The organism is Stieleria mannarensis, assembly GCF_014154935.1.
Taxonomy (GTDB): domain Bacteria; phylum Planctomycetota; class Planctomycetia; order Pirellulales; family Pirellulaceae; genus Stieleria; species Stieleria mannarensis.
On the sequence record NZ_JACEHH010000074.1, the window covers coordinates 1 to 18,880 of the forward strand.

13 protein-coding genes are annotated in these 18,880 nt (G+C 58.9%); 4 read left to right on the forward strand and 9 right to left on the reverse strand.

Going from position 1 to position 18,880, the window contains the following annotated elements:
* Positions 1 to 52: 52 nt before the first annotated feature.
* The 4 genes from rpsU to H1B37_RS30240 all read right to left on the reverse strand — a co-directional run bounded on the left by rpsU (position 53) and on the right by H1B37_RS30240 (position 1,974).
* Positions 53 to 262 (reverse strand): 30S ribosomal protein S21, encoded by a 210-nt coding sequence (gene rpsU / locus H1B37_RS30225; RefSeq protein WP_182871018.1) that lies wholly within the window; start codon positions 260 to 262, stop codon positions 53 to 55.
* Positions 263 to 425: 163 nt separating this feature from the next.
* The gene (locus H1B37_RS30230) at positions 426 to 941 is read right to left on the reverse strand and encodes an SMI1/KNR4 family protein (RefSeq protein ID WP_182871019.1); all 516 of its coding nucleotides are present in this window, start codon (positions 939 to 941) and stop codon (positions 426 to 428) included.
* A 53-nt stretch (positions 942 to 994) separates the two neighbouring features.
* Entirely contained in the window at positions 995 to 1,501 is a 507-nt protein-coding gene (locus H1B37_RS30235) for a hypothetical protein (protein ID WP_182871020.1), read from the reverse strand.
* Between the two features lie 5 nt (positions 1,502 to 1,506).
* On the reverse strand, positions 1,507 to 1,974 hold the full coding sequence (locus H1B37_RS30240) for a hypothetical protein (RefSeq protein ID WP_182871021.1): 468 nt from the start codon (positions 1,972 to 1,974) through the stop codon (positions 1,507 to 1,509).
* A gap of 474 nt (positions 1,975 to 2,448) precedes the next feature.
* Between H1B37_RS30240 and H1B37_RS30245 the strand changes: the two genes are divergently transcribed.
* Positions 2,449 to 3,261, forward strand: coding sequence for a glycosyltransferase family 2 protein (locus H1B37_RS30245; protein WP_182871022.1), 813 nt, complete (start codon positions 2,449 to 2,451; stop codon positions 3,259 to 3,261).
* Between the two features lie 36 nt (positions 3,262 to 3,297).
* The gene (locus tag H1B37_RS30250; protein ID WP_182871023.1) at positions 3,298 to 4,284 is read left to right on the forward strand and encodes a sulfotransferase family protein; all 987 of its coding nucleotides are present in this window, start codon (positions 3,298 to 3,300) and stop codon (positions 4,282 to 4,284) included.
* Here H1B37_RS30250 and H1B37_RS30255 read toward each other — a convergent pair.
* From H1B37_RS30255 to H1B37_RS30275, 5 genes are all read right to left on the reverse strand, one after another.
* Positions 4,281 to 8,099, reverse strand: coding sequence for a DUF4347 domain-containing protein (locus H1B37_RS30255; RefSeq protein WP_182871024.1), 3,819 nt, complete (start codon positions 8,097 to 8,099; stop codon positions 4,281 to 4,283). The two genes, H1B37_RS30250 and H1B37_RS30255, sit on opposite strands and share 4 nt — an antisense overlap.
* 259 nt (positions 8,100 to 8,358) lie before the next feature.
* Positions 8,359 to 9,315: a glycosyltransferase family 2 protein gene (locus H1B37_RS30260; protein ID WP_182871025.1), complete on the reverse strand. Its 957-nt coding sequence runs from the start codon at positions 9,313 to 9,315 to the stop codon at positions 8,359 to 8,361.
* Positions 9,316 to 9,335: 20 nt separating this feature from the next.
* Entirely contained in the window at positions 9,336 to 10,685 is a 1,350-nt protein-coding gene (locus H1B37_RS34650; RefSeq protein ID WP_182871026.1) for a glycosyltransferase, read from the reverse strand.
* 516 nt (positions 10,686 to 11,201) lie between these two features.
* On the reverse strand, positions 11,202 to 13,901 hold the full coding sequence (locus tag H1B37_RS30270) for a DEAD/DEAH box helicase (protein ID WP_353620958.1): 2,700 nt from the start codon (positions 13,899 to 13,901) through the stop codon (positions 11,202 to 11,204).
* Between the two features lie 481 nt (positions 13,902 to 14,382).
* Entirely contained in the window at positions 14,383 to 16,692 is a 2,310-nt protein-coding gene (locus H1B37_RS30275; RefSeq protein ID WP_286178375.1) for an FAD-dependent oxidoreductase, read from the reverse strand.
* A gap of 361 nt (positions 16,693 to 17,053) precedes the next feature.
* Between H1B37_RS30275 and accD the strand changes: the two genes are divergently transcribed.
* Both accD and H1B37_RS30285 read left to right on the forward strand, forming a co-directional pair.
* Positions 17,054 to 17,890 carry an acetyl-CoA carboxylase, carboxyltransferase subunit beta gene (gene accD, locus H1B37_RS30280; protein ID WP_286178376.1) on the forward strand — a complete coding sequence of 279 codons (837 nt, stop codon included), beginning with the start codon at positions 17,054 to 17,056 and terminating at the stop codon, positions 17,888 to 17,890.
* Between the two features lie 7 nt (positions 17,891 to 17,897).
* Positions 17,898 to 18,830: a serine/threonine protein kinase gene (locus tag H1B37_RS30285; RefSeq protein WP_182871030.1), complete on the forward strand. Its 933-nt coding sequence runs from the start codon at positions 17,898 to 17,900 to the stop codon at positions 18,828 to 18,830.
* Positions 18,831 to 18,880: the final 50 nt, after the last annotated feature.

Sequence of the window (18,880 nt, forward strand, 5' to 3'; positions counted from 1 at the left end):
ATCCGATCACGATTACATGCAGGGGAAGAGGTAAGCCATCAGATGTTCGGGATCACGGGTTTTCATTGTGGCGGCGGTAAATTGCCATCTTTCGACGGCGTCGATTTCTTACGCCTTTGCTCTCGTAGAAGTACCTTTGACGATTGCGGTCGGCCATTCTTACGTACGTTCCAGTGAGCACACCGGCGCGGCGACAAATCCTTCGGAACCTGCGGACTGCATCGTCGATTGTTTCGTTTTCACGAACGATCACCTTTGGCATCAAGCGGCGTCTTAAAGGCTGACGCGTTGCCCGTCAAACTAGAGTCAATCAGAATCGGATAACGGCACGCGTCACCCGGTACGCGCGAAAGATTTTCAACTTCAAAAACGTCGACTCGCGTACTCGGGTGCACGCGATGGTTCGCCGTCCGCTGTACGGTCAGTCACGACTTTAGCGCAACCTCGGCAAGAAAAGTGTTGAAGTCGGGATATTCAGGTTCGCTGATATCATAGTCACATTCGTGGTCAGCCCAGCATACCGGATCAGTACAGATACCGTCGACAATACGAAATCCGTAGTAGTCACCGCAACCGTTGTCAGCGAACGGTAAAAATCGGCCTCGGTTCTGCGGCATGTATTCGTATTCACGCCAGAGCGAATACTCCAGCGAGAGTTCCGGAGTGTAAACGCTGGAATATGCAATGTCGCCCGACCCAATGCGGTTCAGGTGTCGCTTGTACTGGTGCGGTAGAGCAATTCCGGTGGTTTGTTCTATCTCGGCTAAACGCTCGTAGCTAATTGGACCATCAGAAATGACGTGGCCACCCTCAAACATGAAAGCATGATTCGCTCTGAAGGCTTCAAGCAACGTATCGAGGTCAGCGTCGGTCACGGCAGTACATTTCAGTCGGCGAACGTCACGGATCACGCGGTCGCCGCGAATGATCTTCCACTTCAATAACGACGACTCGGCGACTCGTCGTGCATCCGATTGTTCCCCGCTCATTCGTGTCAGTTGAACTGGTTGACGATACGAACGGGTCCTTCCTCGCTTCCATCCTCAGTTTGTAGCAAGTAAACGATATCGGATTTGCCCATCCGCTCACAATCATCGCGTATGACAACGCGAACAATAAACGATGATCGGAAATCTGACAACGCGATGACGTCAGCGATGTCTGCGACCCTGAATTCCTCGTCGCTACCGTGGCTACACGGTTTCCAATAGTTGTCGTCGGTGGGCGTCCAATATTCTTCATGCACTACGGTCTTCGCAGCAATCACTTCTTGCAAGTCGGGATCAGGCTGGCCAACGTAGCGTTTTTCGACGGCATTCATTGCGTCCCAGTATTTGAGCACGTGCGTAGCGGCAACCTCCACGTTGTGGTCGTAGATAGTCGCGTTGTCGATCAACGATTGAATTGGGTCAAATTCTGTCATTCGGCGAAGTGTGTCGCTGAGCTTCAGTCGGGGAACGTTAACGATCACGTGGCCGCCGCGAACGACTAACCACTTCAAGGAACTCAACTCGGCGGCTCACGTGCATCGTCTGGTTCCCCCACCTCTCCGATACGGTGTCGGATCCCGTGGGGATCATTCCCAGTGTGCACGAAGTCATGAATTAGTACATCGGGGTCGCCATTGTAGCTGACCTGCCGACTGCTCGTCAGTCGAATGTTGTCGAGCGGCACATCCGATTCACGAATCGCGTCGACCGATGAGTTCCAGTTCACGTTGATGAGTGACTGAAGCTCGTCAAACGTCCACGCGTAATGCTGGGGCACAGCGAGACGATCGTATTCGTCCCGCAGATCGTGCCAGCCATCTGGCCAGTCGCCAGATGTTCGGATGTGTTCGATGATGAATTCAGCCGTCCAGTCAGATGCGTATGCTTCGCGTGGAATGCCGATTACTTCATTCGCGAATCGGGTCACCCACACGCCTGCAGCGACAACGAGGGCAACCAAAGCGACCAGAAATACGCGACGCATTCAGCGTTCAATTGATTGGGGGAACAACTAATTATTGGTGGTCCGACTGGGGTAAAAACCGATATTCCCCGGTCGGACCGCGGAATATCTCCCGCCACCCGATGGTAGGGGATGGCGGTTGCGCGGTCAAGGTTTGGTCTCCGGATTTTGGGACAGCGGGATCGGCCGCGACGGGACTTGGTGGCGGTTCATGCCATGAAGGGGAGGGAGCGCTGGTCAAAAAATGTGACTCAGAGGGCCCAAAAAATGGGGGCGGTGGGGGAGTGATTTTTTGACCACCTCATTTTTTGACCCCGATCGCCTCGTCCGCTCCGATCAGCTACGACTCCGCGCCGGGGGAAGGAGTGACTTCGGGTTGACATTTGCGCTCGGTTTTTGCGACGGTCCCATCCGGTGAACCTGTGCGCTTCGCTGATCCGCCGGTGCGGATTTCAGTCAGAAGCTTGCACTCTTTTGTAATGGTCCGGATGACTGATGGATGACGATCAGCCGACGATTTCGGTGATGATGCCGTGCTGCAACAACGCTCGCTACATCGAGGCGGCCGTCAGCTCGGTGTTGTCGCAACAGATCGACGTTCCACTCGAATTACTGATTGTCGACGATGCCTCCTCGGATGATTCGGTGGACCAGATCCAGGCGATCGACGACCCGCGAATCCGGTTGATTCAAAACGAAACGAACCGGGGCATCGCTCGCGTTCGCAACCAATTGCTCGACGCCGCGTCGGGTCATTTCCTAACGTCGCTGGACGGGGATGACGTTTACGTCGACGCCTGCAAACTCGCTCGCGAATGGGAGCTCCTGCAAAACGCTCCCGAGCCGCAGCGGACGATCGTTTACAGCGACGTTCGTTGGATCGATGGCGACGGCCAAACGATGTTGCGCGCCAGCGCGATCGCACCGTCGATGGAAGGTATTCTGTACCAGGCGATCCTGGACCGTCGTGTCATGATCCCGCGCGACTTTCTGCTATCTGCCGAATTGGCGCGCGGCGTCGGCGGATTCGATGCCACTCTGCCGATCTATGAAGACTGGGACTACAAGCTGCGACTCGCCCAGAAGGCGGTCTTCCGATACACCGGCCGTGTCGGCATCGGCTATCGTCGACACGGCAGCGGGCTGTCCGCAGCAGCCGCGCCGCTGCATCAAAAATGCCAAGCCATCATCCGTAAAAAGCATGCCGGCGAAGGTTTTGACGGCGACCCGATGCGGTTGTTGAAACTGGCCGGACGCCTGCACGGGATCCTGACCCGAAACCGCTTGCGCAGCCGCAAGGCCGCCTAACGACACGCAAACTCGGACTGAAAACTGGAAAACGCTGTGACCACTCCCGTCGTCTTCATCGTCTCGCAGCCGCGCGCCGGTTCGACTCTACTGCAAACCATGTTGTCCGGGCATGACGACGTTCACGCTCCCGGGGAAGCCTGGTTGATGTTACCGCTGGTCCACGCGATTGCCGGCTCGCGTCGTGACGTTCGATCTCCCTATGACCAATGCTTGGCCGATGACGCGGTCGGCGAATTTGTTCGCGGGAACCTGAATGGCGGCTGGAGCGAACTGCAGGCCGAGATCGGCAGGGCGGCGACGCGAATCTATGAAGCCGCTCGCGCCCGCGCCGGTGCAAAGACGTTGATCGACAAGACGCCGCGCTACTACTGGATCATCGAAGATCTGCTGAGCCTGATTCCCGATTGCAAAATCATCGTGCTGCGGCGCAACCCGCTGGCGGTGTTGTCATCGATCATGGAAACCTGGACCCGCCGCACACGGGTTGGATTCCTGAAAGACTATCGAGGCGACTTGTTGGAAGCGCCTGCACGCATTGCCGCCGCCATGGCCATCCAAGACGAACGCATCTACTCGCTGCGCTATGAGGATTTGGTGCACGATCCCGCATCGCACTTGGCCGAAATGCAGTCCTTCATCGGACTTCGCCCCGTTGAAGGGCTACAGCATTACGGCACCGCCACGCATCGCGCCTACGGCGATCCCCAAGGGGTCCACCAGCGTGACGCCGCCCAAGTCGATTCCGTGCAAAAGTACCTCGACCGCGCGGCGGCACGAGCGACCGACTGGCGATTGATGGACGATTACCGCCGCCACCTCGGCCCCGGTCTGCTGAAACGATTGGGATACGATGACGATGAACTCAAACGCCATCTGGACGCCGTCCGGCCGACCGGGACGTTGCTCGCCCCGACGCTCTCGTCTCAAATCCGTCCGCGACCGGCCGAGCCGCGACGCAGCGTGATCCGCCTGCGACGAATGGCGGCCGATGCCGTGACGCAGTGGGGCAAGGTGGCTTAGATCAACACAAACCGACCCACCGATCCGGAAACGATGTCGACGTAGTACAGAAAACCGTCGGGGCCTTGTTGGATGTCGACGGCAAAGTTCGCGCCGGTGGCAAACACGTCGATCGACGTCAAATTGCCGGCCGCGTCGACACTGCCATGCCGGACGACGCCGCTTGCAAAGTCGGCATAGAACACATCGTTGTTGTACTGCGGGCCATAATTCAAGTCCGAACCGACGCTGCCCAAGACGATGACGTCGGTCCCGTTGGTGTGCGGCTGGGCGATGAAGGCGGGGCTGGCCGGCTGGCCCGAATTGTAAAACGCTTGGGCCTGCGGCAGACCTTGATACGACGGCGTCCGCAGATTGACCCCCTGGCCTCCCTCGTAGTACGGCCATCCGAAATTGGTTCCCGCCGGCCCGATGTTGATCTCTTCAAAACTGACCAGTCCGGTTTCACCGATATACAACCGCCCGTTGACCGGATCGGTCGACAATCGCCACGGGTTTCTCAACCCCAACTGATAGACCTTGCTGCGATTGGAATTTACGTCGCCGTCGAAGAACGGGTTGTCGCTGAAACCCTGTCCGGTGATCGGATCGATGCGGAGGATTTTGCCGGACAGACTGTTGGGGTCTTGAACGCGCAAGGCCCTGGGATCGGTTTGATTGAAACTCGCTCCGTCACCGATGCCGACATACAGCGCACCGTCCGCCCCGAAGGCCAGCCCGCCGACGGTGTGTGATCGGCTGTCGCTGTTAATGAAGTCTTGAATATAGGTTCCGTCGGGATTCAAACCGGCCGGCGGTTCATTGAAGTTCAGCGTGCTGTCGACGAAGGCATTAAAATTGTTCCACGTGCTGTTGGCCCCCAGCAAGGTCACCGTGCTGCCGGGCACGACGGTGGTGTAGTTGGTCGACGCATCGAGCGTCATGCGAATCAGTCGGCCCGCTCGGTTGCCCGAACCGTCGGGGCCGGCCAGCGGGTTGCCCACGTGGTTGTAAACCTCCGGCGGGTCAACCGTGTAATTCAGGTAGATGTAGGGGTTGTTCTGGAAGTCGGGGTGGACTTCGAAGTCCACTAAGCCGCGATCCTGGACATTGTTGGTGATCGCGGTGATGTCGATCATCGTTGTCAGCGGGCCGCCGTCGCGAGAGACTCGAACGATGCCGGCTTTCTCGCCGATGTACATGTTGCGTCCGTCGGGTGACCATTCGACGTTCAGCGGCTGATTGAGTCCCGTGACGAGGTCCTGGCGGATGATCTGGCCGATCGGGATGGTGGGCGGATCGGCAGCCGGCGTGTCCAGCGTCACGCTCCAGGATTGAATGTACGTGTTGTTGTAGGCACTGCCGGTGGCGGCGGCGAATCCGACGTAGGCCTGGTTGCCGACAATCCCGTTCAATTGCAACGTCGTTTTCATCAACGCGAATTGGGGCTTTTCGTTGACGTCGGAAATGTAAACCGACAAGCTGTCACTTTGCCCGTTGTAGTCGACCCAGGTGTAGTAGGTCCGCCCGTCGTTGAGATCGTAGGGCGATTGAATGGTTCGGTGCGGATTGACCATCACACCGTTGACGGTGAACGTGATTTCGCCGGAGTATTGTTCGTAGACGTTTCGAAACGTGTCCAGTTCGATGCCGATCGAATTCTGCTGTGCGTTGTAGGCCAAGCCGCCGGGGTAATTGCCGATGTCTTGTCCGGCGGTGCCACCGGGTGAATTCTGGATGATGAACGCCAATCCCTCTCCACCGGCAGAACCCTGTCCGCCATCAAACCGTGCGGCGAAGGTCGCTTGGAAGGACGTGTCGGCGTCAACACTGATCGGCGTGGTGAAGTAGGCTGATCCGCGTTGCTGGGGGACCGCGGAGGTCAGTTGCAGATATCCGTTGTTGATCCTGGCGTCGCGGTTGAGTTGCAAATTCACGGCGGAATCGAACGAGGCGTAGGCCGGCAAGCCCTGGTCGATGTCCAAGAGGCTGATCGTCGCCGTGCGCGGGGCGAGCAGGCTGGCGTTGTCCGATCCGGTCAATCGAAAACTGAACGACTCGGTGCCTTCGACCAGTCCGTCTTGCAGCACCGCGATGGTGACCGACTTGCTGGTTTCGCCATCGGCGAACACCAAGCTGCCCGATTCGGGGATGAAGTCACTGCCGGCGGTGGCGGTTTCCGACTCCGTGGCATAGGACACCGATGCCACACCGTCGCTGCCGCCGACACGCGCGATCGTCATCGTGACCGAACCGTCGGATTCGAACACCGATGCGAAGTCATCCACCAAAACAAAGCTTCCGCTTTCACCATTGTCGGGCGGATCCACTGGGGGCGGCGGAGGATTGTCGGCGAGGAATTGAAATCGACCGTTTCCGTACAGCGTTTCGTTTTGATAGAAACCCGACACGATTCCTTGTCCGGCGACGTAAAACCCGGTCGTGTAGGTGGACGGTGCCTCGGTTTCAAAGATCTGGCCATCGACTCGAATACGATCGACCGTCAAGTTGCGGTCAATGTCGTTGTCCGGATCGTAGAAATCATTGGTGAATGCGATTTCGATTCGGTCAGCTGTGACCAATTGGTTCGCCTGGTAGGAATAGCTGGACGGGGTGGTCGAAACACCATCGAACGTTTGAACGACTTGGCCGTCAATCAGCAACTCCATTCGCTCCTGTCCCATGTTGCCTTCGGCATCGATCGTGATCACCGATCCGTTTGCATTTCCGGTCGAGGCAAACTGAAAGTAGCCATTGGTGTGAAGGTATTCGGTTTGACGAAAACCTGGTGTCACGCCGTCTTCGCGTCGCCACGATCCGGTCGAAAAGACCGAGGGGTCTTCGGTTTGATAGGTCACGCCATCGACAACGATGCGGTCGATGCGGAGGTTGCGATCGAAATCGATGTCCGGCCGATAGAGGTCGTTTGTGAAATGGATCCGAATGTCATCGATGCTCGCATTGTCGATGGGAACGTTGAATTCGCCGAACAGTCGATCACCGGCATCGGTGCCCGCCATCGTCCAGGTGCCGACCAATTGGTCGCCGACTTGCACTTGCATTTCTTCCTCGCCGACCTGACCGGCCGCATAGACTTGGATCGACAGAGCACCCGAGAACTGCGACAGAGCCGATCGGTCCAGGTCCCCGGCATGCGTCACCGGACCGATGCTGTGTTCCAAGTCCCAATCGGCGTCTCGATCGGCGGCCCCGGTGCGATCGACCGACGCGGCAACATCCAAACCGGTGACCTTTGCGATGCGATCCAGGAATGCGCGACCTTCCTCACCCGCGCCGACGTCACAGCCATAGATCAGCAAATCGGCGCCCGCGGCAAACGACGCTTTCCAGCGAACCAACTCAGCGGCTCGATCGGCGACCGTGTCTGCGTCAACTCGATCGTTGCCCAATTGCAATTGGCCGGCGCGTCCATGACTGATCAAGTGCACGCTGTCGAGATTGGATCGATCGGCCAAGATTTCGGTGATCTGTGAAACGGCATCGGCGGAGTGATCCAGCACCACCAAGTCAGCGCCCGCGGGAACTGCCGCCGTGATGTCAAAGCCGACGGCGTTAAAGTCACCGGCGACGTTCGGATCGATGATCACCAAAGTCGCCGCCGGATGGAGCGAGTGGGCGTCGGCCGGGATGGCGTCGGTCGCGATTGAATCCGCCGTGGGGACCGCCGGCGCGACTTGTACCGCATCGGAGACCGGTGCGGCGGAGACCGCCGCGCCGGCGTCGGCGGCGAGCATGATCCGCGGTTCCATCTCGCGGGCCGTCCAGGGTGGGGATTGACGACGATTGGTACCGGTTTTGGCCCTGGGACGAACCATTGCAATGACCGAACTTGTGACGAAGAGACAGGAATGACAGAAAGACCGGTTTCTGACATTACTTCCGCGGTCAAGCAAAACAAGGCTACGGATCGCAATTGCTGAGTCAATTACAACGCTTGGCCCGATCGTATCGATTTCGCGGCGCCTTTTGTCGCGCCACGATCACAACCACGTTTGAATCGCGTCAGATTGACGCGGGTTGTGGTCTCGCCCGCGAGCCGGGAAAAAAAGGTTGCAGTACCGCTACGTCCTGCGTTCAGGCCGCGTGGCGTTTCCAGAACACCCGCTTGCCGCTGCGCCGCATCTGTCGCCAATAGTGCCGGGAATTCAACAATCCCGGCTCGTCGCCGGCCAGAGCTAGAAGCGAGAGGACACGTCGTTCTGGCGCCGCGTCAGCCGATGCAATCACACGTCGCGTCAACCGACTGTGCCGTTGCATTTGTCGCTGATGATCAGGATCCATCCGAGCATCCTGCGTCGTGATGTAGGGGGCGACCCGATCAAGTAACTCCAAAATACTCGCGTTTCGGGCTGTCGTTTTCTGACCCGCATGGATGCGAAAGGCGGCCAACGGTACGTCGGTTCGTGCGACCTTCATACCGGTATCAAACCCACGCAACCAATAATCGAAGTCCATCGTGTAGTGGAGCGACTCATCAAACCGCCCGATCCGCTCGCTCAGCCGTCGGGTCCAGAACACTTCGGGTTGAATGAAGTTTCGATTCGGATTGGGGTTCAGCCAGTGATTCCACAAGTCGACGATTTCGGCAAGCGATGAGATGTCCGAAATCTGATCACGGATCGTTCGCCCGGTGGCATCTACCTTTCGACAGACACCGTACAGCAGATCGGCGTGCGGGTTTTCGTTTCTCAAGCTGACGATGTGTCGAAACGCATCGGGCAGGTAATAATCGTCGCTGTTGATGTAGGCGCAGATGTCTCCGTCGATCTGCTCGAATCCTTTGTTGATCGCGTGTGATTGACCGCGATCTTTTTCGCTGCACCAGAACGTCAATTCGTTGCGGTACTTTGCGATGATGTCGGCCGATCCATCCGTGCTGCCTCCATCGACAACCGCATATTGCAACTCAAACTCGGTCCCGCGGCCCTGTTGTGACAAGACGCTTGTGATCGTCTGCTCCAAGTACTCCGCCTGATTGAACGATGGCGTGACGATTCGAAAAACGGGCAAGCGTTGACTCGAGTTCGACATGGTGGATCTTTGAAGGAGTGTTAGGCGGCGCGGCGCCGAGGTTGTTTGTCGGCATCGACCAGACTTCGATAGAGTTCGATGTAGCGCTGGGCCTCCGTGTCCGCCTGGTACTGATCCAGAATCAACTCTCGCGCCTGATCGCCCATCGTTTGAATCGCTTGCGGGTTGGCGATCGCGGTGTTCAAACGGTTTGCCAATTGTGCGGCGTTGCCGGTGTTGGCAAGCAATCCGGTCTTTCCCGGAATCACATAGTCGGGGATTCCACCGGCATCGAACCCGATCACCGGCGTGCCGCAAGCCATCGCTTCCAATCCGGTCAGTGGAAGGTTGTCTTCGGTCGAGGGTAAGACGAACGCGTCGGCCGCACTGTACACCAAGCGACGCGTTCGATCGTCTTGCACGCTGCCGACATGAATCATCTCCGGCAACCGCTTGCTTGTCTCCGACAGGGTACCGCTGCCGAACACCAGACAGCGGACGTTCGGATTCGGCCCGACATGCTCGAGCGCCGCAATTAACTCGGCGGCACCTTTACGGCGATTGCCCAGGCTCATCGCACCAAACCCGATGATGAACGTGTCGGTTGGAATCCCCAGGGCTTCACGGGCAAACCGTTTCTGCATCGGATACAGCCGATCGGTCGGTATGCCGTAGGGAATCCGCGTGAATGATTTCGCAGCGGTCAACAACGGGGTCAAGTGCGCTTGCTCCAACAACCACCGACTGGGTGCGACGATGTGCAGGTTGATGTCCTGCAGGGCGCGTCGCTTGGTTTCGAACGATCGGTAACTGACGTCCGATTGACCGCGCCGTTTGAGTTGCGGACAGTTGCCACATCCGAGGCGAAACCGCTCGCACCCGCCTGAAAAGTGACAGCCGCCGGTCAAGGCGTTCATGTCGTGCAGGGTCCAGACGACCGGCTGGTTGTCCGAAAGCGACCCGAAGAAACTGGGAAAGTCGATGAACTTGGAGATCCAGTGCAGGTGGATGAGGTGCTGCTGTGCGTCGTCGTCGTTGGCGGCGTCACCGGCGGGGTGGTTCAGCGGAGGCCAGGGGGTGAACGGTTTTCCGTGCGGCGACGTGAAGATTTCCGCCCCCGGCTGCGCGCGGCCTGTGGCGTGCTTGAAGCGTTGGCGATGCAGTCGAAAGCGGATCCGATCGACCGAATCTTGCAGCGTTCCTTTGCCGGGCCAATGCGTGCTGTAGTATTCACCGTCCTGGATGTCCGCGTCCTGCGGATCAGTGAACGTTTGACCGGCCAGGTGTTGGAACCGGCTCTGGATGCCGGCGCCGCGTAGCGCGTGGTGCAATTGTCGCGCAGCCGTCGCAGCTCCACCGCGAAGAAAGCTGTTGAAATGACTGACAAACACTGGACCCCACCGCAAAACGAAGCGTAAAAGAGTGTCGGACTCTTTGTTCTTCAATCGCCGGAATTGACGGCGAGCGATGAGTCATCTGCCGCCGGTAGCAGATGGTCGGGTTTGGCAAACTATCGGGGGCAGCGTGCGCCAGTCGTAGGGATCAGCAAGCGAGCGGACGCCCTCTTGAGCCGCCCGTTGGTCTTTCAATCACGCTCCACCGTGGAAGGCCCCCTCATCCCCAGCCCTTCTCTCCCACAAAGCCGGGGGAGAAAGGAGCCATTGTAATTTGTGTCCGACATCAATGCTTTTAAGGAGGGTCACGGAGGAGTGAGCGCTCGGAGCGGGGAGGGTTGCCTGCGGCTCGGTTGCACTCGCACACCGCCGATCGACCCTCCCCTCGCTGCGCTCGACCCTCCCTTCCAGGGAGGGTGAAGTCCTTGACTTGGTGCCTATGCGCCTCGCTGCGCTCGACCCTCCTGCCATGGGGGTGATATCCACAAACCGCACGACCTCTGCCAGGGTCGGTTACGAATCCAACAGCTTGGCCAACGTCGTCGCCAAGCCTCGCAAGGCCTCGGTGTCGGGCAGCGTGATCGTCAGTTGTGGGCGACCCTGTTCGTCTTTGTCGACGCTTTGTGACAAACGCTCGGTCAGCGCGGCCACCCGCTGTTGGTCGGGCGCCTTGTCGTCGGCTGACGGAATCAGTTCGCCGGCCAGGGAGAGTGCGGCACTGATCAAGCCGCTGGTTGCCGCGGCGACCTTTTCGCGTCTGGCTTGCAACGCTTGGGCTTCCGCCTCGACCCGTCGTTGCTGGCTTTCATCGACCGGCGCGGCGGGCAGGGGATCCAAGATGACTTCCAGCCGACGGCGCAGGTCTTCCATTCCGCTGACCATTTCGACCTTGGTGACATCGCTGTCCAAATCGATCGATGCGTCGGCAAGCTCTTGCTTGGACGCCAGTGTTTCCAACAATCGCTCTTCGATCGTGTCCCCGACGGTCACCAGTTTGTAGATGTGGACCGGATTCTTTTGTCCCATCCGGTAGGCGCGTGCGATGCGTTGCTCGAGCACGGCAGGGTTCCAGGGCAGATCGACGTTGATGACCGTGTTGGCCGCTTGCAGGTTCAATCCCGTTGATCCGGCATTGGTCATACAGATCACGCGGCAGTCGGGATCGTTTTGGAACCGCGACACCAGTTCGCCACGCTTCTTTTGAGCGACTTGGCCATCCAGACGAACGTACTCGCAATCCATCGCGTCCATCCGTCGCTCGATCCGATCCAGCATGCGTCTCCATTCGCTAAACAGCACGATCTTGCGTGTCGGGTCTTCGATCAACCCTTCCAGCAACTCGGTCAATCGTTCCAACTTGCTGCTGTATTCGGCTTCCTCCTGGTCGATCAGATAGGTGCTGTCACAAGACATTCGTGCCATCAGCAACGATTTCTGCATCCGCAACACGTCCATCTCGGTCATGAACTTTTTGTTCACGATCTGGGCGACGATGGCGAGATGGGAATCGTTGATCTCTTTCTGCTCGGCCGTCGGTTCGATCCGAATCACTTCGTCGATCCGTTCGGGAAGCTGTTTGGCGACCTCGCTGCGGGTACGGCGAAGCAGGATCGGACGCAATGACTGGCGCAACTGGTCCAAACGGTGGTAGCCCAATGTCTTGCCACGTTCGTCGACGACGTGGTGTTTATTGAAGAACTCGTACGCCGGTCCCAAACGATCTTCGTCGACGAACCGCGTGACGGTGAACAGGTCGCCGAGTCGATTTTCCAGCGGCGTCCCCGACAACACCAACCGGAACGGGCTTTCCAATTGTCGAATCACGTTGCTGGTTTTTGATTCCCAATTCTTGATCCGTTGGCCTTCGTCCAGGATGATCAGATCCCAGGGCACTTCTTCGATCGCCGTCAGGTCGCGCAGAACTTGTTCGTAGTTACAGATCGTAAAGAACGTGTCGCTTCGGTATTGTTCACAGCGTTCGGCTCCGGTTCCCAAGACGATTTGCGTCGACCGATCGCTGAAGCGGCGGATCTCATTTCTCCATTGCGATTTCAACGACGCCGGGGACACGATCAGCACGCGTCGGATGTCGGCCAATTGCGATAACAACTCAGCGACCCCGATGCCTTGGATGGTCTTTCCCAGCCCCATGTCGTCGGCCAGGATTGCCCGGCCGGCACCGGCGGCGAACGCGATCCCGTCCAACTGGTAGGGCAGCAGCGTCGCATCGAGCAATTCAGTTCGCAGCGGATGGTTTTCCGGATCCTTGCGAATTTCGTCACAGGCGGCTCGAACACGCTGTTGCGTCAACTGGCGCTGGATGTAGGCTTCCGCGTCGGGATAAATCGTGACGTCGATCCTGGCGTTTTCCAGCGCCTCGATCCGCGTCATCGCCTCCGATGTGTCGGTGATGGGGACCGAATTCGCCTCCCCGACGATCTCTTCCAGCTTGGCGTCGGTTTTATAGGGAAGATGAAACAACAATCCGCGTTGCTGGCCGTAACACAGACCCAAGGAGAGTTTCTTGCGTCGGTAGGGCGAATTGAGTTTGGCGGCGGAGAATCGTTTTCGGACCTTGGTTTGGACGTGCAGAACGTGCTTGCAGGTCTGTAGTTTGTTGGTTCGAAAATCGGGACAGGTGCAATACGCCATCCCCGGCTGAAACCCTCGCAGCGCGACGCGGTACGTGCGGCCGGATCGCTCGCTGGTGACCAAATAATCCGTCCACGGTTTGGCCGTGTTGGTCGAACGCACCTTCATGCGTTCTTCTTCGGCGCGTTTGATGCGATCGGCGATCGCTCGCTGGTTCAATTCTTCGGGTGTCAGATGCTCCAACGGCACCGATTCATCGGGCGGTTGGGCCAAGCCGAGGTCACTCTTGGATTGCAGCAGATGGTCCAGGGCCGCACCGAGGTGAATGCAAGGTCCCTCGCAGCAGTCGCAATTGGCGAGCAGTTGCCGGCGACGGCCTGATTCCAGCGTGATCGTCGCGATCGCCAATCCGTTGTCCGCCTCGGGGTCCTGGAATCGGACGCGGAACAGATCGCCGCCCAGAAAGACGTCGTCGTGATTGAGGTCCAGATATTGGGCGCCCTGACGGATCAGCGTCGCCCCTTCATCGCCGAGCACTTGGCAGGCCTGGGAGTAGGTCAACGATCCGAGTCGTTGATGGAAAACGTTGCCTTTTTTCTTACGGACGTTCGCTCGGGTCACGTTCGTTTTTGTCGCCGTCTGACTCATCAGCCTGCCGTCCTTTCGGTTCCGTGGTCGATTGCCGCCTCGCGAAAATTAGAACGGGACCGGTGAAAGCTGGCAAGTTTGATCTGGGAATCAGCAGAGGGATGGCAGAATGATTCGGGGCAGAATGATGAAAGACTCGTGGGCTGGCGGTCAACGGCCGACCTTCACAGCTGAGCGGAATTCCACCTCGTTCCACGACTCCGCCTGCGCGACACACGTAGAAGAAACCTCGCTAGAAGAGGTCAAGTCGCGTTGCGAATTAACCCTCCCTCTGGGAGGGTCGCGGAGGAGTTTACGACGACGCGGGGGGGTTCGTTGTGGCTCGGGAGCACTCAAACACCACCAATCGACCCTCCCTTCCAGGAGGGTTTCTTTGAAAAACCGCACGACCTCCGCAGGTAGGGTGACTTCCTTGATTGATGACTCCACTTCTTATCTTGGTGTCCCTGCCGCTTCAATCACCTGCCGCCTCAATCATCTGGACGGCATCCAGGTGCACCAGTCCGTTCGCCTGGTCGGTTAGGATCACAACCTTGATCGGTTGATCTTTCTTGACGTCGATCGTGGCGACCGGTGCGAACTGGCGCTCCTCGGTCCCGCGATAGCTGACGCTTTCGCGAACGACCTGATCGCCGATTCGGAGTTCGACCGGAGCTTCGGTGGCACGGTTGTTGAAGCGTTCGTCTGCCGGAGCGCACCCGACCAGGATCTGGAATCGGCCGGTCTTGGGCGCCTTGATCGTGTACGTCGCTTGGGCACCGGAGTTGCCGCCGGCGTACTTGTAGCTGTAGGCGACATAGCGGTCATTTCGGCCGCCCCCGCTGGTCCATTTCCCTATCAGCTCGGCCTCGCGGTCGTCGATCACGATGCCGTCAAACGACTCCGGATCTTGGCCGGTCATCGGGCCGTACTTGGACGCCCGCGGCAGGGCGCCTTCGTCGATCGTGATCGGTGCCGAAGGGGTGCTGCGGCGCGCCTTGCCGGGCAGTTCGAGCAGTTTCAATAGCTCGTCGAGGTGATCTTCGTAGACCTCACGTGGCGTGCAATCGCGGAGGGCACAGATCGACGCCGCTTTGCCGACGACTTCGCCCATCATGCCACAGGTCTTCATCACGCGGACGGTGCCGAGCGCTTCGTGGGTGACGCTGACGTTGCGTCCGGCCATGAACAGGTTGTCGATGTTGCGGCTGTAGAAACAACGGTACGGAACGGGATAGCCGTACGACCGATCGACGCGGCGGTCATGAACGGCGACGCTGATGAACGGGTTGTCGGGATACTTTTTGGCGTACTGTTCTTTGGGGTAGTGCAGGTCGATCGACCAGGTGCTGGGGACACAGCCGTCGGGGAAATCACGTTTGGCCACGATGTCGTCTTGGGTCAGGATGACATCGCCGAGCAATCGGTTGCTTTCACGCGGCCCGCCGACGTAAGCGACCCAGCTGAGCACGGCGGTCTTGTGATCGGCGGCACCGTCGCGGTTCTTCATGGCATTGAACGCGCCGTAGACGGCACGCAAGTTCCAGTCGCGGATCCCCTCGGCGTCGCCCAGCGCGTCCTTGTCAAAACCGCTCTCCCAGAACCATTGACCGTGGTGGTCGCGGGGGTAGGGAAAGTCTTGCATTTCCAAATCCAGCGCCCACGGGGTTTCGGGGAACGACTGCGGCGAATCGGTTTCGTCCCAGCGCCACATGTTGCTCATCCCCATCCGTCCGTCGGGCGCCATGTCGCTGTCGGCACCGACGAATTGGCCCAGCCATCCGTGGCCGGTGCAGTCGACGAATCGATCGCCGAGCATGCGGACCACGGCGCCGGTCTTGGTGTTGAGGGCATCGACCGAGACGATGTGATTGTCTTTCACGACGGCGTCAAAGGCGTGGTGATTGAGCCAGAGGTCGATTTGGGGTTCGGCGCGGACGACGCGTTCTTTCAATTCGTCGCCGAACTCCTCATAGCGGCCCGGTGACTTGGTCGCTTTGTCGGCGAACTCTTCGATGATCTCGCCGATCCGGGGGAACTTGCCACGACGGATGTTGCCCATCGCCCACACACGCACTTCGCTGGAACCGTTGCCGCCCAGCACGCCGCGGTCTTGGATCAGTGCCACCCGGCAACCCATCCGTGCGGCGCTGATCGCCGATCCCATGCCGGCATAGCCACCGCCGACGACCACCAGGTCATACGGGCCACGCTCCAGCGGCTCCTCGGGCAGCCCCAATTGCTTGCGGCGCCAATCGGTCAACACTTTGTCGGCCAGCGGCGGAGCATTGCCATCGACCTCGGTGGTCAGGTACAAGCAATCGCAGCGGCCGTCGAATCCGGTCAAGTCCTTCAGACGCAGCTCGGTTTTGCCCGCGTCCAGCTGGATCGTCCCCCCGTCGTGCCAGCCCCAACTGGCACCCTCGGTCCCAAAGGTCTCCGGCAGCGTCTGACCGCCGATCTGGACTTGAAATCTGCCGGGATCCCCGGGTGCGTCCCAGCGGGCCACCCAATCGAAGGTGCGGACCCAAACGCGATAGGTCCCGGCCTGTTTCACATCGATCTGGGTGACCGCGTCATCGACGGGTTTGCCCAGCCCGTGGGCCAGCAAATACGGAGACCCCATTTGCTGGATGAACTGGGTGTCCAGTTTCCACCCGCCAGGATCGTCAAAACTCTCGGTTTCGACAAAGATTTCTGCCGCGGGGGCCGATTTCGAAACGATGGACGACAGGCCGACCACCAGTAGTGCGGCCAGCAATGCCAAACAACACGGGCGTCGCATGGGGAGTGGATTGCAACTCATGGTTGTGATGATGGGGTAGGATCCGGTTGACAACGGGATGGGGAATACGGGAGTGCAGCATACATCGGTTCCCGGCGACAACACCCCAGGGCGGGCGTCGAATCGCGAGAATTCGGTGATCGCCGCGAGACCGAGAAATCACGCCACCACAGCGACCGCGGACCGGTCGCGGCGGTGGATTACATTTAGGGGCTGAGAAAAACGGCATGATCAGCTAAACTACGCGGCGAGTCAGGCCGCATCGTCCGGCCGCTCGCCACGTCATTCCACTGCAAACCGATCGCCAAAAACGCTTCGATTCTTTCGCATGGACATCCTCGAATCTCAGCCCAATTCTACCATGCCCGAACCTAGCGATTCCTCCCAGGGTCCACCGAAAAAACGGGGCGTGCCAGAAGGATTGTGGCTGAAGTGCCCCGGTTGCGGGACCAGCGTCTACAAAAAAGAAGTCGAACAGCGGCTCAACGTGTGCCCCAAGTGCGAGCACCATTTCTACGTCTCGGCAGCCGATCGGATCACTCAGGTGGTCGACGAAGGCACGTTCGAAGCGATGTACGAGCACCTGCAGCCGACCGACCCGCTGGAGTTTTCCGACCGCAAACGGTACGCCGAACGTCTGGTCGGCGAACAGAAGCGAACGGGACTGTCCGACGCCGCGATCACCGGCGTGGGGATGATACGGGCACGCCGCGTCGCACTGGCCGTGACCGACAGCGCATTCATCATGGGCAGCATGGGCTCGGTGGTGGGTGAACGTTTGGCCCGGTTGATCGAACACGCGACCGCGCAAAACTTGCCGTTGATCATCATCAGCGCCAGCGGTGGCGGTGCTCGGATGCACGAAGGCATCCTGTCGCTGATGCAGATGGCCAAGGTCAGCGCCGCACTGGCTCGTTACGACAGCGCGGGCGGCTTGTTCATCAGCGTCCTGACCAACCCGACGATGGGCGGTGTCGCCGCCAGTTTCGCCTCGCTGGGCGATTTGGTCTTCGCCGAACCCAAAGCCCTGATCGGATTTGCCGGCCCCCGAACCATCAAAGCAACCATCGGAATCGAATTGCCCGAAGGGTTTCAGACCAGCGAGTTCTTGTTGGAGCACGGTTACATCGATCGAATCGTCCCACGCAAGCATCTGAAAACTGAAATCGCCCGCGCGATCGACTATTGCGGAAAGTAGGGCCTCCATGGGGATTTTTGATTCCGTCAAATCGATGCTCGGCGGCAGCAGCGGCGGCGGCAAGAGCGTCGGGCGTATTGATATCCAGAAGCGTTTTACGCTCCAGCGGACAGCCTTCACCGGCACGATGGCCAAATTCGTCGTCGCCAAGGACCACGATCATGGCGGCCGCATGGTCGGAATCAAGATTCTGGACCCGGAAAAGGTCGAGCTGTTTGAAAGCCGATTTCGCCACCTGAAAAAACCGTCCGAGGGCGAGATCGCGCTGAAAATGCATCACCCCAACGTCGTCGAAACCTACGAGGTGGGCGTGTCGACCAAAGGGGAGCCGATCCTGATCATGGAGTTCGTCGCCGGGCCCAGCATGCAGAACATCATCGTCCAGCGGCAAGAACAACACGTCGCCGGCAAACGGATGATGCTGATGCGGTCGATGTGCGAAGCGCTCAAATACGTCCACAACCAAGGCTACATCCATCGCGACATCTGTCCCCGCAACTTCATCCTGTTGCCGGAATCCAAAGACGTCAAACTGATCGATTTCGGATTGACCCTGCCGGCGACGCCACCGTTCATGGTGCCCGGCAATCGCACCGGCACGCCGCTGTACATGTCGCCGGAAATCGTCCGACGACGCGCGACCGACAAACGCGTCGACCTGTTCTCGCTGGGCGTGACGTTCTATTGCTTGATCGCCTTCGCCCATCCCTGGCAAGGGGACGTCGTCAGTGGACGCGCCGCACTGCACCACGACACCTCGCTCCCCAAACCGCTGACCGACGTCTGCCCCAACGTCGACCCCTCCTTGGCCCGCAGCGTGATGCAACTGATGCACCCCAAAGTCGAGGAGCGAACCCCGACGATCGAACAGTTCATCCAGCGGATCGCAAAAGTCCAAAGTGTCTACAAAGATGGGGCACCGAGTCCCGAGTTGAGCTGACAAGCCGACTCGATTCTACTACGCTTTGTCAGCGTCAAATTTTGGGGTTG

Bases quoted from the DNA above. Each gene is read 5' to 3' on its own strand.
- H1B37_RS30285 (WP_182871030.1), top strand. From the start codon at position 17,898: ATGGGGATTTTTGATTCCGTCAAATCGATGCTCGGCGGCAGCAGCGGC.
- H1B37_RS30260 (WP_182871025.1), bottom strand. From the start codon at position 9,315: ATGTCGAACTCGAGTCAACGCTTGCCCGTTTTTCGAATCGTCACGCCA.
- H1B37_RS30245 (WP_182871022.1), top strand. From the start codon at position 2,449: ATGGATGACGATCAGCCGACGATTTCGGTGATGATGCCGTGCTGCAAC.
- H1B37_RS30255 (WP_182871024.1), bottom strand. From the start codon at position 8,099: ATGGTTCGTCCCAGGGCCAAAACCGGTACCAATCGTCGTCAATCCCCA.
- rpsU (WP_182871018.1), bottom strand. From the start codon at position 262: ATGCCAAAGGTGATCGTTCGTGAAAACGAAACAATCGACGATGCAGTC.
- H1B37_RS30275 (WP_286178375.1), bottom strand. From the start codon at position 16,692: ATGCGACGCCCGTGTTGTTTGGCATTGCTGGCCGCACTACTGGTGGTC.
- H1B37_RS30240 (WP_182871021.1), bottom strand. From the start codon at position 1,974: ATGCGTCGCGTATTTCTGGTCGCTTTGGTTGCCCTCGTTGTCGCTGCA.
- accD (WP_286178376.1), top strand. From the start codon at position 17,054: ATGCCCGAACCTAGCGATTCCTCCCAGGGTCCACCGAAAAAACGGGGC.